The 16,428-nt window shown below is 57.6% G+C and carries 14 protein-coding genes and 2 pseudogenes; 11 read left to right on the top strand and 5 right to left on the bottom strand.

The window, feature by feature from the left end; all coding sequences use genetic code 11:
• Positions 1-95 precede the first annotated feature (95 nt).
• Together AC1Z3V_RS32600 and AC1Z3V_RS32595 are read left to right on the top strand one after the other, a co-directional pair.
• Entirely contained in the window at positions 96-1,535 is a 1,440-nt protein-coding gene (locus AC1Z3V_RS32600) for a sugar ABC transporter ATP-binding protein (RefSeq protein WP_483504226.1), read from the top strand.
• Positions 1,532-2,176, top strand: coding sequence for a hypothetical protein (locus AC1Z3V_RS32595; RefSeq protein WP_483504225.1), 645 nt, complete (start codon positions 1,532-1,534; stop codon positions 2,174-2,176). The genes AC1Z3V_RS32600 and AC1Z3V_RS32595 overlap by 4 nt, the downstream gene beginning before the upstream one ends.
• Before the next feature lie 50 nt (positions 2,177-2,226).
• Here the strand turns inward: AC1Z3V_RS32595 and AC1Z3V_RS32590 are convergent.
• Together AC1Z3V_RS32590 and AC1Z3V_RS32585 are read right to left on the bottom strand one after the other, a co-directional pair.
• A pseudogene (locus tag AC1Z3V_RS32590) lies at positions 2,227-2,328 on the bottom strand (helix-turn-helix domain-containing protein); the annotation flags it as partial.
• A 547-nt stretch (positions 2,329-2,875) separates the two neighbouring features.
• Complete coding sequence (locus AC1Z3V_RS32585; RefSeq protein ID WP_483504379.1) at positions 2,876-3,340, bottom strand: Lrp/AsnC family transcriptional regulator; 465 nt, start codon at positions 3,338-3,340, stop codon at positions 2,876-2,878.
• Between the two features lie 322 nt (positions 3,341-3,662).
• Here AC1Z3V_RS32585 and AC1Z3V_RS32580 point away from each other — a divergent pair, with 322 nt between their 5' ends.
• The 8 genes from AC1Z3V_RS32580 (at position 3,663) to AC1Z3V_RS32545 (ending at position 11,379) form a co-directional block, all read left to right on the top strand.
• Complete coding sequence (locus AC1Z3V_RS32580) at positions 3,663-4,478, top strand: substrate-binding periplasmic protein (RefSeq protein WP_483504224.1); 816 nt, start codon at positions 3,663-3,665, stop codon at positions 4,476-4,478.
• Positions 4,479-4,535: 57 nt separating this feature from the next.
• Positions 4,536-5,312, top strand: coding sequence for an amino acid ABC transporter ATP-binding protein (locus tag AC1Z3V_RS32575; protein WP_483504223.1), 777 nt, complete (start codon positions 4,536-4,538; stop codon positions 5,310-5,312).
• A 61-nt stretch (positions 5,313-5,373) separates the two neighbouring features.
• On the top strand, positions 5,374-5,991 hold the full coding sequence (locus tag AC1Z3V_RS32570; RefSeq protein WP_483504378.1) for an amino acid ABC transporter permease: 618 nt from the start codon (positions 5,374-5,376) through the stop codon (positions 5,989-5,991).
• Between the two features lie 9 nt (positions 5,992-6,000).
• The gene (locus AC1Z3V_RS32565) at positions 6,001-6,666 is read left to right on the top strand and encodes an amino acid ABC transporter permease (RefSeq protein WP_483504222.1); all 666 of its coding nucleotides are present in this window, start codon (positions 6,001-6,003) and stop codon (positions 6,664-6,666) included.
• A 70-nt stretch (positions 6,667-6,736) separates the two neighbouring features.
• Positions 6,737-8,041, top strand: a complete 1,305-nt coding sequence (locus tag AC1Z3V_RS32560; protein WP_483504221.1) for an NAD(P)/FAD-dependent oxidoreductase — start codon at positions 6,737-6,739, stop codon at positions 8,039-8,041.
• A gap of 288 nt (positions 8,042-8,329) precedes the next feature.
• Positions 8,330-9,814, top strand: coding sequence for an FAD/NAD(P)-binding protein (locus AC1Z3V_RS32555; RefSeq protein ID WP_483504220.1), 1,485 nt, complete (start codon positions 8,330-8,332; stop codon positions 9,812-9,814).
• 56 nt (positions 9,815-9,870) lie between these two features.
• Complete coding sequence (locus AC1Z3V_RS32550; protein ID WP_483504219.1) at positions 9,871-10,251, top strand: Rid family detoxifying hydrolase; 381 nt, start codon at positions 9,871-9,873, stop codon at positions 10,249-10,251.
• A 3-nt stretch (positions 10,252-10,254) separates the two neighbouring features.
• Positions 10,255-11,379 (top strand): PLP-dependent cysteine synthase family protein, encoded by a 1,125-nt coding sequence (locus AC1Z3V_RS32545; protein WP_483504218.1) that lies wholly within the window; start codon positions 10,255-10,257, stop codon positions 11,377-11,379.
• 287 nt (positions 11,380-11,666) lie between these two features.
• Here the strand turns inward: AC1Z3V_RS32545 and AC1Z3V_RS32540 are convergent.
• The 3 genes and pseudogenes from AC1Z3V_RS32540 to gltA form a co-directional block, all read right to left on the bottom strand.
• Positions 11,667-12,257, bottom strand: a pseudogene (locus tag AC1Z3V_RS32540) (biotin/lipoyl-containing protein); the annotation flags it as partial.
• Between the two features lie 157 nt (positions 12,258-12,414).
• A complete protein-coding gene (locus AC1Z3V_RS32535; RefSeq protein ID WP_483504217.1) occupies positions 12,415-13,434 on the bottom strand; it encodes a YeiH family protein in 1,020 nt (339 codons plus the stop codon).
• 278 nt (positions 13,435-13,712) lie between these two features.
• Complete coding sequence (gene gltA, locus AC1Z3V_RS32530; RefSeq protein WP_483504216.1) at positions 13,713-15,002, bottom strand: citrate synthase; 1,290 nt, start codon at positions 15,000-15,002, stop codon at positions 13,713-13,715.
• A 125-nt stretch (positions 15,003-15,127) separates the two neighbouring features.
• On the opposite strand from gltA, the gene AC1Z3V_RS32525 reads away from it, so the two are divergent.
• Positions 15,128-16,159, top strand: coding sequence for an IS110 family RNA-guided transposase (locus AC1Z3V_RS32525; protein ID WP_483504215.1), 1,032 nt, complete (start codon positions 15,128-15,130; stop codon positions 16,157-16,159).
• Positions 16,160-16,428 lie beyond the last annotated feature (269 nt).

Here is a 16,428-nt window from a genome sequence, read left to right as displayed (position 1 = left end):
GGGGGCCGCGCGATATGGTCACGGGAGGTCCAGTCATGTCCGAATTCGAGAGCTACAAGGCCGAAGGCATCACCAAAGCGTTCGCCAGCGTCGGTGTGCTGCACGGCGTCGACTTCGAGGTGAAACCCGGCACCATCCACGGCCTCTTCGGCCACAACGGTGCCGGCAAATCCACGCTTCTGAAAATCCTGGCTGGCGCGCAGCCGCAGGACGAAGGGACGCTGTCGATCGGCGGTGAAGCGCTGAGCCTGTCGTCGCCGAGAGAGGCGCTGGCGAAGGGGATCGGCTGCGTCTACCAGGAGCTTCGACTGATCCCGAACCTGACGGTGGCGGAGAACCTGTTTCTTGGCCGCGAGGTCACGTTGAACGGCTTCAAATGTACTTCGGAGATGAATGGCTATAGCTCCCGCCTACTTTCAACATACGGATTGTCGATCGATGTCACCCGCAAGGTGAAAGGTCTCTCTCATCCCGAGAAGCAACTCCTCGAAGTGATCGCGAACCTGGAAGGCAAGGCTCGCTTCCTATTTCTTGACGAGCCGACGACCGCACTCGACGGACGGCAGTCCGCTGAGCTTCTCGCACACGTCCGATCAATCGCGCTGGAGCGCAACATCGGCATCGTTTTGGTGTCGCATAAGCTCGATGAGGTGCTCACCGTTTGCGACGAGGCCACAGTGCTTTCCGGTGGCCGCGTCGTCTACCATGCCGCCAGTACGGAGGTAAGCAAACAGGCCATCGTCGGTGCTATCGTCGGGGACGCCCATGGAAAGCATGTAGCGAACTCCCGCGAAGTGCGACCGGCGGGCGACGTTTTCCTCAGGGTTCGCGGGCTTGGCGGCCAACGCCTGAAGGGCGCCGACCTCGAAGCGCGGCGGGGAGAGGTGCTCGGACTCTACGGGCTTGTGGGGTCGGGAAGGACGCGGTTCCTCAGGTCTCTGTATGGCGTCGAGAATGTCACGGTCGGGACGGTGGAGCTCGCGGGCAAGCCATACAGCCCGAGCAATCCCCAGAAGGCGATCGAGACCGGCATCGCTTTCCTCACCGAGGAGCGCAAGATGGACGGCTTCATTCCCCTAATGTCATCCTTCCAGAACGTCGTCCTTTCGACGCTCACCCGGTACCGGCGCGGGGGTCTTGTTGATCTAGCCGGCGCCCGCGCCTCGGCAGAACGCACGCTGGTGTCAATCGGTACTCGTGGGCGCCTCGGCGGCGCCGTCAAATCCCTGTCGGGCGGCAACCAGCAGAAGGTTCTGCTTGGCCGGATTATCGAACAGGACGCCGATCTCATTCTCCTGGATGAGCCGACCAAGGGCGTCGACATCGGGGCGAAGTCCGACATCTATGACATCATTCACGGGCTGGCTAATGAGGGCAGGTGCATTGTCGTCGTGTCTAGCGAAGAGGAAGAACTGATGGAGATTTGTGACCGGATCGCTGTCTTTCAGCACGGTTATTGCAGCGCGGAACCGAAGCCTGTCTCGCATTGGTCGTTGCCAAAGCTCCGCGAAGCCGCATGGGCTCCGGCAACATGACCGCTCTGTCGCCGTCGCTCTATGCGGCTGATCCTTTGCTCATTGTCGAGGAGATTGAGGCGGTAGCCCCCTACGTGGAGTCCTTCCATCTCGATGTAATGGACGGGATGTTCGCACCAGAATTCGGGTTGAATCTTCGGTTCATCCGCGACCTCTCGAGCGTTACCAGGGTCCCGTTGGACATCCACCTGATGGTGGCCAAGCCAAGGACAACCGCGATTCGGATTGCGGAAATGGGCGTCCGTTCGATTGCTCTCCACGTGGAAGCGGAACATAATTTCCGCGAACTGGCGGTCGACATTCAAAGCCATGGCGTGAGAGTCTACGCGGCGCTTCGGCATACGACGCCGGTTTCGGCACTTAATCCGCTGCTCGACATCGCCGAGGGCTGCCTGTTACTTACGGCGCCCGCCGGCGGTGGTGATTTCGACGCTCGTGCTTTTGATCGGCTCGCTGCGCGCCCAGACGGTCTCTACACGATTGTCGATGGACGGATCGGGCCGGAACACTTCGATCGATTGAAGGAACTGTGCGTCGATGTTGCCGTTGTCGGGACCGCTCTTTTTGCCGGAGCACAGGCTGCACAGAGGGCGTCCGACTTTCGAAACATGTTGGCAGTGCATAAGCCGTGTACCGTTTAGAAGACTTTCAATCGATGACCAACGACTTGTCGAACGGCGCAAGCAGATATATTCGGGCGCTCACGGTTATGGCATGTATTGCGCTTGATCTCGCGATAGATCGTCGAGCGGTGACGACCGAGTTGGCGCGCCATTTCCGTGATGCCGACCCGATCGTTCGGCGCAATCGAAGAACCAGCCCTTGCGCCAGCAATACCGAACTCCCGGCCTTCTAGAATTGACGTATGGAGCCGGGTCGGACCTCGACTGGGACGGCGACCGAGGGGAAACTCGGTTCAAGCCTTCCGACGTTCAAGGATGTGACTTGTCGGGAACCACGGCCATTGCGCTATGAATTTAGATCGCGCGTGCTGATGGCTGCCAGCAGATATGCGGAAAAGAGCAGCCGCCACCATCGACGCCTTGTGAAGACGCCGCAATCGCACCGCAGCGCGTGGCAATCAAGGCGAGGCCGAGCCGCAACTTTAAGAAAGGGGACGCGTCATTCAGAGGTGAGCACGATGAGCACACGAACATGGGCAGCGGTGCGCCCGCTTGCGCAGATAGTCGAGAGGTCAGCCCGTCTTCGCGGCACCAGAAATTCAGCAAGCCGCGATCGACGGCTCAACGCAGGGCGACGGCCGAACGATCGTTGAGCCCGACATTACTTAGCGTGTCGGCGTCCGGCCGGGCAGAAGCGCCTGCAGGGGACAGGCGACACTAGTCGGCAAGAAATTGCAGCGGAACTTCACTCGTGGATTTGATTTCCTCCATGGCAAACATCGACGTGATGTCAGCGATGGGCAGTTTCGCGATGATCTTCTTGTATAGAGCGTCATACGCTTCGATATCGGGAACGTAGGCTCGAATAAGGTAATCGACCTCGCCGCTCATTCTATAGATATCCACCACTTCGCTCATATCACGCGTGGCCTGGTGAAAGCGCTCAATCCAGTCCATTGAGTGCTCTCGGGTCTTGATCGCCACGAACACGGTCACTTTGGCATTCAAAAGCCGGCGGTCCAGTATGGCGATCCGCTTCTTAATGAAACCATCCTGTTCCAGACGCTGAATCCTGCGCCAGCAAGGCGTCATCGACAGCCCAACCTGCTCCGCCAGTTCGCCAACGGGCAGAGTTAAATCACGCTGAAGTCTTGCAAGGATCCGGCGATCGATTTGATCCAGACGAGGAGTGCGATCCTGTTTAGAAGAATTAGACATACCGAAAACCTCAATCTAGCAGCGAATTGCTCCTTTACGTATCATCGTAGAAGTATCTTTTATGTCAAGCTGCGATTGAGTTGAATCTTTGCAATTGTTTTCCTCAATTCCGGTGCTAGTGTTTTGATAATCGAGAGGCGCCGAAGGGGACCACGAAGAGCCCTAAGGACAAGCGAGCAGCTAGAAGTCGCGACGTCTTCGCCATCGACACGGGAACCGAACTAGGCCACCGAGCGACCCGCTCGGATTAGCCGCGCTTGGCCAGCGCTCACTGGGAGACTTCAGAATGCTAAATCGACGTATGTACCTCCGCGCGCTGCCGGCTCTTGCCCTCATTGGAGCGCTGGCGAGTTCAACAATGGCGTATGCCGCAGAAGACGGCGTGTGGAGCGCGGCACAGAAGGCTGGAGCGCTGCGATGCGGCACTGCGGAAGCGCCTCCTTACATCATGAAAGACCCGGCAACCGGCGAGTATTCGGGATTTTTCGTTGATCTTTGCCGCGAGTTTGCGGACGTACTGAAAGTCAAGCCCGAATTCGTGGACACGACTTGGGACAACATGGTGGCCGGCCTCCAGGCAAAAAAATGGGATCTTGCCATGGCTTTGACGGCTACGCCGCAGAGAGCCTTGTCGATTACATTTTCCAAGAACGTATCCGCCACTGAATCGACATTCGTCTATAACAAGGCCAACCCGAAACTTTCAGAACCGAAGGGCCTGGCGGACGTCGATAAGGCTGGTGTAACCATCGCCGTATCGTCCGGCACCGCCCAGGACAAATATCTCACATCCGCCGTCAAAAACGCGACCATTATGCGCCTTCCTGGCCCCGACGAAATCCGCCTTGCGATGATGTCGAAAAGAGCCGATATCGTTTTCGATACATCTGCCGCTAACGACCTCTTCGCGGCTGCCAACGCCGAGACTGCGGTAGTCCTCAGACCAACTCCCGCTCTCGACAAGCGGGGAGTGTCATTTGGTCTTCGGCGCGATACGTCGCCCGCCGACCTTCAAGTCCTCGATATCTTCATCACCGACAATTTGGTGACGGGCCATATCGATGAGTTGATCAAGAAAGCGATCGCGCACGAAACTAAGTAGGTCACGCCGGCGCCGGGGCGTGGATGCCTCGGCGCTGCTTTCAGAAAGGGCGCATAGATGGCGCATTCTAATTTTCTTATGGAAATGAAGGATCTGCATAAAAGTTATGCAGGCGGAATAAAGCCCGTATTGCAAGGGCTGAACATCCAGATGAACCCAGGAGACAGAGTTGTGGTTATCGGACCTAGCGGCGGCGGCAAAAGCACGCTTCTCAGGGTCCTGATGGGCCTGGAAAACATCGACAGCGGCCAGGTTCTCTTCCAGGGCAAGGAATACATCACGTCAGATTCCCTTAGCCGCACAACGATCAATAAACAGATCCGGCGGCAGATCGGGATGGTATTTCAGCACTACACCCTCTTCCCGCATCTCAATGTCATGCAAAACCTGGTGCTTGCCCCAATCAAAGTCCGTGGAGAATCACGTAAAGTAGCGGAAGAGCGCGCTCACGCCCTTTTGTGCCGATTTGGGCTGGAGGCAAAAATGAAGGCCTATCCCGCCCATCTTTCAGGTGGCCAAAAGCAACGCGTCGCGATCGCGCGTGCACTCATGTTGGATCCGAAGCTGATGTTGTTCGATGAGGTCACCTCGGCATTGGATCCGGAACTGGTTGCCGAAGTCGAGCAAGTGATCATTGCGCTTGCGAAACAGTCGATGCCAATGGTGGTTGTCACACACGACATGCACTTTGCGAAAAACGTCGCCTCACGCGTCATTTTCTGTGCTGGAGGCATCGTCGTAGAGGATGGCCCGCCTGAGCAGGTGCTCGGCCAGCCGAAAGAAGCGAGAACCAGGGAATTTATCCAGCGCGTCTTCCATATCGGCGAACAGTAAGGACCTCAGCGTGGATTACGACATCGATCTTTTCTATATCGTCGAGGGCCTCGGCCCCCTGATGCAAGGGCTGGCTATCACGCTCAAGCTGACGATCGCCGCTAACCTGATAGGACTGTCGCTCGGTTTTGTCCTCGCGCTTCTAGTCATGAGCGACAACCCAGTAATCCGTTGGCCCGTTACCCTCTTTATAGAATTTTTCCGTTGCACCCCTGCGCTTATCCAGATCGTCTGGTTCTTTTATTGCGTGCCAATCATTTTCGACATTTACGTCGATGCGCTGACGATGGGCATTCTCGCCATCGGCTTCAACCTGGCGGCCTTCAATGCGGAAGCCTACCGGGCGGCTATTCAAGGCGTTCAGCGCGAGCAGCTTGACGCTACGATCGCCCTTGGTCTCTCGCCGACACAACGCACTATCTATGTAGTCCTGCCGCAGGCTTTTCGCGCATCCCTTCCCGTGCTGGTCGCCAATGGCATAGGCGCTTTCCAACAAACGGCTCTGGTTGCGATCGTAGCGCTTCAGGATCTGATGTACATGGGCAAGATGTTGGCAACGGACACCTACCGACCGATCGAGACTTACACGACGGTTGCACTGATCTATTTCGCTATTTCTTTTCCCGTTTCACAGCTGGTGGAGTTTTTGGAACGACGCCGCGGCATCGTCAGATCTTAAGGAAACGCCATGAGCCTGGATTTCTCCATTCCATTTGACTTCAAGGCTGCACTGTTCTTCGGCCTTCTGACTACGCTGAAGCTAACGGCTATCTGCATCATTCTCGGTACCGTGCTAGGTTTCCTGCTTGCTATTGCCAGAACATCTCGTAGCCGGATCTTGCGCTATGTCAGCACCGTTTACGTAGCGCTTTTCCGGGGCACCCCGGTGCTTATTCAACTGTTCTGGATCTTTTTCTGTCTGCCGCTGATCCTTGGTATCGAGCTGTCTAATCTAACCTGCGGGATCATTGCTCTCACCCTATATATGGGCGCGGTGACATGTGAGACGTTTCGGGCCGCGTTCACTTTCGTTAACAACGAGCAGTATGACGCCAGCATTGCCCTTGGTCTCTCATATCGCGTGCAAACCTTGTACGTCGTGCTGCCACAAGCTCTGCTCCGCGCCGCGCCCACGCTTCTTTCAAACTGTACTAGCCTCTTCAAAGAAAGCGCGCTGGTATCCGCGGTCGGAATGTCGGATCTGATGTTTGTGAGCCAAAACATATCCAACCGCACTGGCCATCCGGTGGAGGTATTGACCGCTGCGGCCTTGATCTACTTCGCCATTGCGTTCCCGATTACCCGTGCCGTGACAGTTTTGGAACGCAGAATATTGACTCACCTGGCAATCTAGGGCTCGGCCCTGAGCTTTGAAGAACGGCAAGGCGCCCGTGAGGAATCGCACCCGAGTATAGAGGATTGAAATGTTCAACGGCGACAGACCTTTTATCAGCGGCCAGGAACCAAGGATCGAAGACTGCATGTGGTCAGCCACCGGCGGCCCCAGGCCCGACCATGTCAGCCTGGCCCCGGCTGAATCATGCGACGTCCTGATTATCGGCGGCGGCTTCAATGGCGTGACGGCAGGCCTCTATTGTGCCGAAAAAGGCGCAAAGGTCATACTCGTCGAAGCGCAGGATATCGGTTCTGGGGCCAGCGGACGAAATGCAGGGCAAGTCAATCCCGGCCAGTTCCTTTCGCCTGAGAAGATACTGGGGACGTTGGGTCCTGAATACGGTCCGCGATTCTTGAAGGATCTCGGTGGCGCGCCGGACCTTGTACGGGAGATGATAAGCAAGCACAACATAGAGTGCAACAGGGATGAGCGACCGATTGTGCGCTGCTCCACTTCAGCGGCCAAAACGCGCGATCTGGAAAAACAGACATCCGATTGGCAATCCCTCGGCGCCAAGGTGGAGATGGTTTACGGCTCGACACTTGAGAAAATGAACGGGTCGACGCGCTACAAGGCTGCACTTATCGATCATCGCGGCTTCACCATACAGCCGCTTGCCTATGTTCGCGGCCTGGCGCGCGTTGCGGTGGCGAAAGGACTCCGACTCGCGATTGGCTCCAAGGTCACTTCCTTGGAGCCTGACAATAATCGGTGGAAGGCAACGACCGGTAAAACGACGATCACCGCGGACAAGATTGTTTTGTCCACAAATGCGTACAGTGATGATCTCGTGCCGGGTTTCAAGGAAGAGATTATGCCGCTCGGGGCTTTTGGTATCGCCACTGCCGAGCCATTGCCGAAGGAGTGGCGTGAGCGCATTCTGCCGCACTATATCGCAATGTGGGACACTCATAAAATTCCGCTCTGGTTCCGGTATGATCCGGAGGGACGCCTGCATGTAGGCTCAATTGGGTTTCTCCCTCTGCACGCTGAGGGTGACCGCTGGGTCACGAGAGCAATGAAATTTGTCTTCCCGTTTGCCCCGCAATTTAAGTGGGGTTATCGCTGGTCGGGCACGATCGGACAAACGGTCGACCGCCTGCCGCACCTTGTCCAGCCCCGACCAGGGATCCTGGCAACGATCGGCTGCAATGGCCGCGGAATTGCTCCGAATACCTATTTCGGCACGATGCTGGCGAAAATGGCGTTGGGCGAAGCCGTGGAGAGCCCCCTACCCCTTCGATCGTCGTCGCCATACCCGCTGCGGCCGATCGCTCTTGAAGCCTATGACGCGGGAATCCGGATATATCGCAACAGCCTGTTGTTCCAGTAACATGGCAATGACTGCAGCCTACAAAGACACCATCTCAGGATAGAAATATCCACGGCTTGGTCGCCAAAGGGTAAAATCTTCCATGGCTTCCAGGTAGATTGGAAGAGGTTCAACGCAGTCGGTCGATAAGACCTGAAGATTGGAAGTCACTGTACGGTCTTCCAGCGTATGTTAAGTCTCAATAACCGATCAGATACGGCCCGTGATTGCGATGCTGAATGGACCGGTGGAGGTCGGTTCGGGCACTCACGAAGGATCAACGGGCGCAGTCATGCAGAAGGGAATCCGATGAACGCTTACTCCTTGCAAAACGAAAAGCTTATGGCTCTTGCCAGCCGGGTGCGTGAGGACCTTCACGTACTCAGGTTTCCTCACGAACCATGGGTAATTCCATATCGGCATGAGAGCGGCCGGCATGTCTATGACGTCGTGATCATCGGCGGCGGTCAGGGCGGCCTAGCTATCGCGTCAGGTCTATTGCGGGAACGCGTCGACAACATTGTTGTGTTCGATCGGCAGCCGCGGGGTCTGGAAGGACCATGGAACACAACCGCTCGGATGCGAACACTGCGCACGCTTAAACATCTTCCAGGAATCGATCCGACGCTGCCGAACCTGTCTCCCCAGGCATGGTATACGGCCCGTTACGGTGAGAAGGCGTGGGAAGAACTTGGAAAGATACCGAAGGAAGACTGGCAGGACTACTTGTCTTGGTGCCGGGACGCGCTGAACCTTCCAGTGGAGAACCTTGTAGAGGTATCGTCGATCAAGCCGGAAGGAGAGATTTTCCGGGTTGATATTAATCGGCTTGACGCACGAGGGGCGGGGCAAGATGCGGACTTCGTCTATGCGCGCCGCGTTGTGCTTGCGACAGGCATTGACGGAAGTGGCGCCTGGCACGTTCCAGAGTTCATCGCGACGTCTCTTCCTAGAGAGCGATATGCGTCGTCCGGCGACACAATCGATTTTGCGAAGCTCGCGGGAAAACGTGTTGCAGTCCTCGGGGCTGGTGCGTCTGCATTCGACAACGCCTCGACGGCACTTGAAGCCGGAGCACGGCAAGCGACAGTGTGTATTCGACGCGCAGCAATTCAACGCATCAATCCGCAAATGTGGATGGCCAGAGCCGGCTTCCTCAACCATTACGCAGACATGGACGACCTTTCGAAGTGGCGCTTCATGCGCCACATGTTCCGGCATAATATCCCCGCCCCTCAGGATGCCTACAACCGCCTTTCGGCCCTGCCTGGCGCCTGCATACGGCAAAATGCCGGCTGGAAAGCGGTGCGCTTGGTAGATGACGGGAACGGTGAGGAGATTGAAGTTGTGACTGCCTCAGGCGACACGCTTCGTGCAGATTTTCTTATTGTTGCCGTCGGCTTCATCACCGACTTCAAACTGAGACCGGAGCTTGCGAATGTGGCCGAGTACATCGCCCTCTGGAGGGACTGTTTCACTCCACCCTCTGACGAGCACGATGCTCAGGCGGGCTGCCATCCGTATCTGGGACCGGGATTCGAGTTCATAGACAAACGCGGCGATGCTCCCTATCTCTCCCGCATATTCAATTTCACTTACAGCGCACTCGTCAGCATGGGTCTTTCTGCTTCCGCCATTAGCGGCTTCAAGTACTCGGTGCCCCGGGTCGTTCGGGGCATTACAAGGTCGATTTTCCTGGAGGATGTCGACGCTACCTATGCGCACTTTAGTGAATATGCCGAGCCGGAGATGCTTGGCGACGTCCCCTTGGACAACCCGCCGGCCAGCGAGTGAGGTTTTCGGCGCGGTCAAAATCCGCTTGCGTCAACGCGTGTACAAAAGGAACCTTCATGATTGAGTCAATCGCGACAGAAGCGGCCCCGGCAGCAATTGGTCCATATTCTCAAGCCGTTCGTCACGGCAACCTGCTTTTCGTTTCAGGCCAGCTCGGTCTCGACCCGGCCACCGGCAACTTTGCGAGCGATGACCCTGTGGATCAGATGCGGCAGTGTTTGGCCAATATCAGGGCGATCGCGGAAGCGGCCGGTACCCGTCTGGCTAATACTTTGAAGACGACCATCCTGCTCACCGATCTCACGGCCTTTACACCAATCAACGAGGTCTACGGCGCAGCGTTCACACCCCCGTACCCGGCACGCGCGACGTTTGAGGTATCGGCTCTTCCAAAGGGCGCAAAAGTAGAGGTCGAAGCAGTTATCGCTTTGGATTGAACAATGCTGAAACCAGAAACATTTCTCTGGAATGACACGATGCCATTGCCTACCGTCGGTCATGACAGGGGTTGGACGCGCTGGGCAACTGGAATTTTGCGCGGAGATGCCAACCGGTCAGCCGATACGCACTTGGTTCATCTGGCCTTCCAAGGAATTCCCAGAGTCTCGATTTATCTTAAGGACGAGTCCACCCACCCGACGGGAAGTCTGAAGCATCGGCTGGCGCGGTCGCTGTTCCTATACGGCATTTGCAATGGGTGGATACGCGAAGGTACCACGCTGGTAGAGGCCTCTTCGGGATCAACAGCGGTGAGCGAGGCATATTTTGCCAACCTCTTGAAATTGCCGTTCATCGCCGTCATGCATCGTTCAACAAGCACGCAAAAGATCGACGCGATAACCCGCTCGGGAGGGCGTTGCCATTTCGTTGACGATCCGGCTTCTATCTACAAGGTGGCCGAGGAGCTGGCCCGCGATGTCAACGGACACTACCTCGATCAGTTTACCAATGCCGAACGGGCTACCGACTGGCGTGGCAACAACAACATTGCAGAAAGCATCTTCAGCCAAATGGCGCTTGAGCACAATCCCGAGCCGGACTGGGTTGTGATGAACGCCGGCACTGGCGGCACCTCTGCAACAATCGGCCGGTACATTCGGTATCGAAGCCTCAACACGCGCCTTTGTGTCGTTGATGTCGAGCATTCAGCGTTTTACGAATCATATATGACGGGCAACCTAAAGGCGAGATGCCCGAGTCCGTCAAGAATCGAGGGGATTGGACGTCCGCGGGTCGAGCCGTCCTTTATGCCGGCGGTCATCGACCATATGATAAAGTTGCCGGATGCGGCTTCTCTTGCTGCGATGCACGTCTTGTCGGAAAGGCTTTCACGACGCGTGGGCGGTTCGACCGGCGCCAATTTTTACGGTGTGTGCTGGATCGCCGCCAACATGGCGGAACAAGGTCAATCGGGTTCTGTCGTGAGCGTCATCTGCGATGGCGGAGACCGCTACGCTTCGACGTATTATGACGATGCCTGGCTCAGGGAGGCAAAAATCGATATTGCCCCACATGTAAAGATGCTGAACACATTTCTCGACAGCGGAGAGTTTTGTCTTTCCTGATGTCTGAATTCTTCGGCCGCTTGCTAGCTTGCAGGCCCACTCGACGGAGAAGCGGCGGCGCGGCGCTTTATGTGTCACAGCGATACCATGTCCCATTTGTGTGGGACGTGATCTCGTGATCTAGAAGTCGGGAAGTTGTAGGGACGCCAAAGGTTGGTACGGCGTTCGCTCGCGGCCCGATCGCAATCAAGCGCCACATCAGGGAAATCAGGATGCTCACGTCGGTTATGCTAGGCGCGAGCCTTCATCTTTGATCGTTGGTGAACAATCGAACAATCCTGATCGACTCAGGCGCCGAAGACGATCAGCAGGTCCTTGGCGTCGATCTGGTCGCCGGCGCGCACCAGAACTTCGGCAATCGTGCCGTCCTTCTCGGCATGCAGCGCCGTTTCCATCTTCATCGCCTCGATCGAGAGCAGCACGTCACCGGCCTTAACCGCCTGGCCCGGATGAACCGCGACGGTCGAGATGACGCCCGGCATCGGCGCTCCGAGCTGGGCGGCGTTGCCGCCCTCAGCCTTGCGGCGCACGGCGCTCGTCGCACTGCGGTTGCGGTCCGGAACCTTGATCAGGCGCGGCTGGCCGTTGAGTTCGAAGAACACCTTGACCATGCCCTTCTCGTCCGGCTCGCTCTTGGCCTGGTGCAGGATAACCAGCGACTTGCCGCGCTCGATCTCCGGCTGCAGCTCCTCGCCCGGTCCAAGCCCATAGAAATAGGCCGGCGTCGGCAGCACGCTGACCGGACCATAGGTGTCGGCCGCGACCGCGTAATCGGTGAAGACCCTCGGGTACATCAGGTAGGAGGCGAACTCGAAGTCGTCGACCTTGCGCTCGAGCTTGTCCTCGATCGCCTTGCGCTCCGCGTCGAGATCGGCCGGGGCGCGTTTCTAACGCGCGAATAGCGCCACTGACAGTAGATTGTGTCAGATTCAACACTTCGGCTGCTCGAGTCACATGCTCCCGATGCGCCACCGCAAGAAATATTCGAAGCTGTTCGAGCGTCACTTCACATTTCCGAAATCACGATGTGTGCGCTCAAGAGGCGAGGCTAACGAGTAACAGACCTGCTGTTGCAATGTACGACGAGGCGAGAAAGGAAAGAAGCAATGGCCGGAAGCCCCTCTGCTTAAGCTGGACGAAGCTCGTCCCCAATCCGAGCGCTGCCATTGCCGCAGTGAGAAGCACTGGCGTCGCTGTTATGAACGGTGCCCGCGCTTGTTCGGGGACGTAGCCAGTACTGTTGAGGATCACCAGCGCGACGAACCCAACGATAAAAACCGGGATGACTTGCTTCATATCCTGGCGGCCCTCCGAGTTGCCCTGGGATCGAGCGACGTAGAGAGCGAGCGCAACCACCACGGGCGCGAGCATCATAACGCGGGTAAGCTTCGAGAGGATAGCGACCTGCCCCGCCTGTTCTCCACCTTGGAATCCCGCGCCGACCACTTGGGCAACCTCATGCACGGTAAGCCCGACCCACAATCCATACGACTGCGGATCGTAACCGAGCAAGCCTTGCAGGAGAGGATACAGGAACATTGCGACGGTGCCGAACAAGGTGACACAGCCGACCGCATAGGAAACATCCTCGTCTCTCGCACGGGCTACGGCGTTCGCGCCGGCAATCGCCGACGCGCCACAGATGGCGGTCCCCGTAGCCAGCAGCAAACACAGCTTTCGATCGACGCCCAAAAGCCGCCCAGCCCATATCGTCAATAGCAGCGTGGAAGCCACAACAAATGCGGCAAAAGCCAAGCCTGTGAGGCCGACGCTGGCAATTTGCGAGAATGTCAATTGCAGCCCGAGCATGGCAACCGCCACACGCAGGAGCTTTTTTCCCGCGAGGGCAACGCCAGCGTCGGCAGAAGACGAGAAACCAACGACGTTGGCAAAAACCATACCGAGAAAGATCGCCGTGATCATAGGGCTGAGCGACGAGACAACGGGGAGGTTGCGCAGACCATACGCAGACGCCGTAATCACCGAAACTAATACGATGCCTGGAACGCAATTACCTAAAGGTCTTGGGCCTGAAGCGGCGGAGTACTGTGTCATGCTGGCTGCCCTCGCAAAATGCTTGTTAGCCGGAAGGATAGAAAGCTCGTTCGCTCATATCCAATTGTATTGGAGGATCATTCCAATCGCTTCAAGCGATGGGTGATCTGCCGTTCTATAGCTCCTTGACGCAAACCCGCATCTATAACCCACCCTTTCCCCGCGGATGCCACTCAACCCAGCGTCTCGAAAGTCGCCGTTCAATGTGCGTATCCGCCGGAATTTGGGCCGGCCCCTCTGGGAAGAGTTCGGGTCGGGTGGAGCAGAAGTCAATCCGATCAGCGTTCGGAGACCGGCACGTACTCGCGCTGCGGAGCGCCGACATAGAGCTGGCGCGGACGGCCAATGCGCTGTTCCGGATCTTCGATCATCTCGCTCCACTGCGCGATCCAGCCGACGGTACGGGCAAGCGCGAAGAGAACGGTGAACATGGTGGTGGGGAAGCCGAGAGCCTTCAGCGTGATGCCCGAGTAGAAGTCGATGTTCGGGTAGAGCTTCTTCTCGATGAAGTACTCGTCGGTGAGCGCGATGCGTTCGAGTTCCATCGCCACTTCGAGAAGCGGATCGTCCTTGTGGCCGAGTTCGGCGAGCACTTCATGCGTGGTCTTCTGCATGATCTTGGCGCGCGGATCGTAGTTCTTGTAGACGCGGTGACCGAAGCCCATCAGGCGGAACGGATCGTTCTTGTCCTTGGCGCGGGCGATGAATTCCGGAATACGGTCGGCCGTGCCGATTTCGGCAAGCATGTTGAGCGCCGCTTCGTTGGCGCCGCCGTGCGCCGGGCCCCAGAGGCAGGCGATGCCGGCCGCGATGCAGGCGAACGGGTTGGCACCCGACGAGCCGGCGAGGCGAACCGTCGAGGTCGAAGCGTTCTGTTCGTGGTCGGCGTGCAGGATGAAGATGCGGTCCATGGCGCGCGACAGAACCGGGTTGACGACATATTCTTCGCAGGGAACGGCGAAGCACATGCGCAGGAAGTTCGAGGCGTAGTCGAGGTCGTTCTTCGGGTAAACGAAGGGCTGGCCGATGTGGTACTTGTAGGCCATGGCCGCAATCGTCGGCATCTTGGCGATCATGCGCAGCGACGCAACCATGCGCTGGTGCGGATCGGTGATGTCGGTCGAGTCGTGGTAGAAGGCAGAAAGCGCGCCGACGCAGCCGCACATGACGGCCATCGGGTGTGCGTCGCGGCGGAAGCCGGTGAAGAAGCGCGACATCTGCTCGTGCACCATGGTGTGGTGCGTGACGCGATAGTCGAAGTCAGCCTTCTGCGCCTTCGTCGGCAGTTCGCCGTAGAGCAGCAGATAGCAGACTTCGAGGAAGTCGCCATGTTCTGCAAGCTGCTCGATCGGGTAGCCGCGGTGGAGCAGCATGCCTTCGTCGCCGTCGATATAGGTGATCTTGGATTCGCACGACGCCGTGGAGGTAAAGCCTGGATCGTATGTGAAGGCACCGGTTAGTTTATACAGTGTGCCAATGTCTATTACGTCCGGCCCAACGGTCGCGTGTCTTACGCGCAGATCATTAGTATGGCCTTTGTGTGAGATCGCTGCTTCTGCCATAATCATTTCCTCCTAGATGCCGTAATGGGCCGGCACTCCTCGCATAGCCAAGAAGGTGGCTGTCCCTCAGAGTGATGATGTTGAAACGGGGTCCGATGATCTCGGCCCCAAGCATCAAGCGAGGGACAACCATGGACTATTATGCAGGAATTGATGTGTCGCTGGAACAGAGCAGCATCTGCGTCGTGGATGGGTCGGGCAAGATCGTGCGTGAGGTGAAAGTGGCGAGCGAGCCTGAAGCGCTGTTGCAGCTTTTTGCCGATCTGGAGCTGCCGATCGTCACGATCGGCCTGGAAGCAGGACCATTATCGCAGTGGCTGCGCGCTGCACTTGTCGAGGCGGGCCAGGATGTGGTGTTGCTGGAGACGCGGCATGTGAAGGCGGCGCTGTCAGCGATGACCGTGAAGACAGACCGCAAGGATGCTCGCGGGATTGCACAATTGCTGCGCATGGGCTGGTACCGCCCAGTGCATGCGAAGTCTGCGAATGCCCAAGACGTTCGGGCGCTTTTGGTCGGTCGCAAGCTTTTGCAGGCCAAACTGCTTGATGTCGAGCTCAGCATCCGCGGGATCCTGCGGGGTTACGGGCTCAAGGTTGGCGAGGTGAGCCGGGGCCGTTTCGAGGCGCGCATTCGCGAATTGATCGAAGGCCATGAGATGCTTGGGACGGTGATCGGGGCGATGTTGCAGGCACGGGGTGCATTGTGGACCGAGTTTACCCGGCTGCATCGCGCGATGCTGAAGATTACCCGCGCCGATCCTGTCTGCCAACGGCTGATGAGCGCCCCTGGTGTTGGAGCCTTGGTAGCCATTACCTATCGCTCGGCAGTCGACGATCCGGGTCGGTTCGAAAAGTCCCGCACCGTCGGTGCGTATTTTGGACTGACGCCCAAGAAATACCAGTCGGGAGAGACCGACATCGACGGCGGAGTAACCAAGGTCGGCGATGCCATGGTGCGCACTGCGCTTTATGAAGCGGCGCATATCATGCTGACGCGTGCCACGCGGTTCTCTGCCCTGAAGCGCTGGGCGCTGGACGTGGCGAAGCGGCGCGGTATGAAGCGAGCCAAGGTGGCGCTCGCCCGCAAACTCGCGACCGTCCTTCACCGCATGTGGGTTGACGTCAGCGCGTTCCGTTGGGGTAAGGATACTGTCGCCCCGTAAAGGCGAGATGAGATTACCGAAGCAGGCCGCCGACGGCGCTGCTTCTCCGAGGTCCCGTCGCTGGGACGAGGGCTTGGCAAGGTCGGGAGTAGTGCTGTGAAGGCTTCGGCAAATCACGCGTCCTAGATTGACCTGCCGGCTTAAGGATCTGATGGCATGGTGTGGCAGTCTTGGTGCTGACCACGGACAGAAGCATGATCCTGGCGGCGTGATGATCACGGAGGGACTTGACGAGCAAGGGCCCATTACAGAAGATGCCCTACATTTGC

Source organism: Ensifer sp. 38_S197, from assembly GCF_056924495.1.
This window is presented reverse-complemented; position numbering and strand designations above follow the sequence as displayed.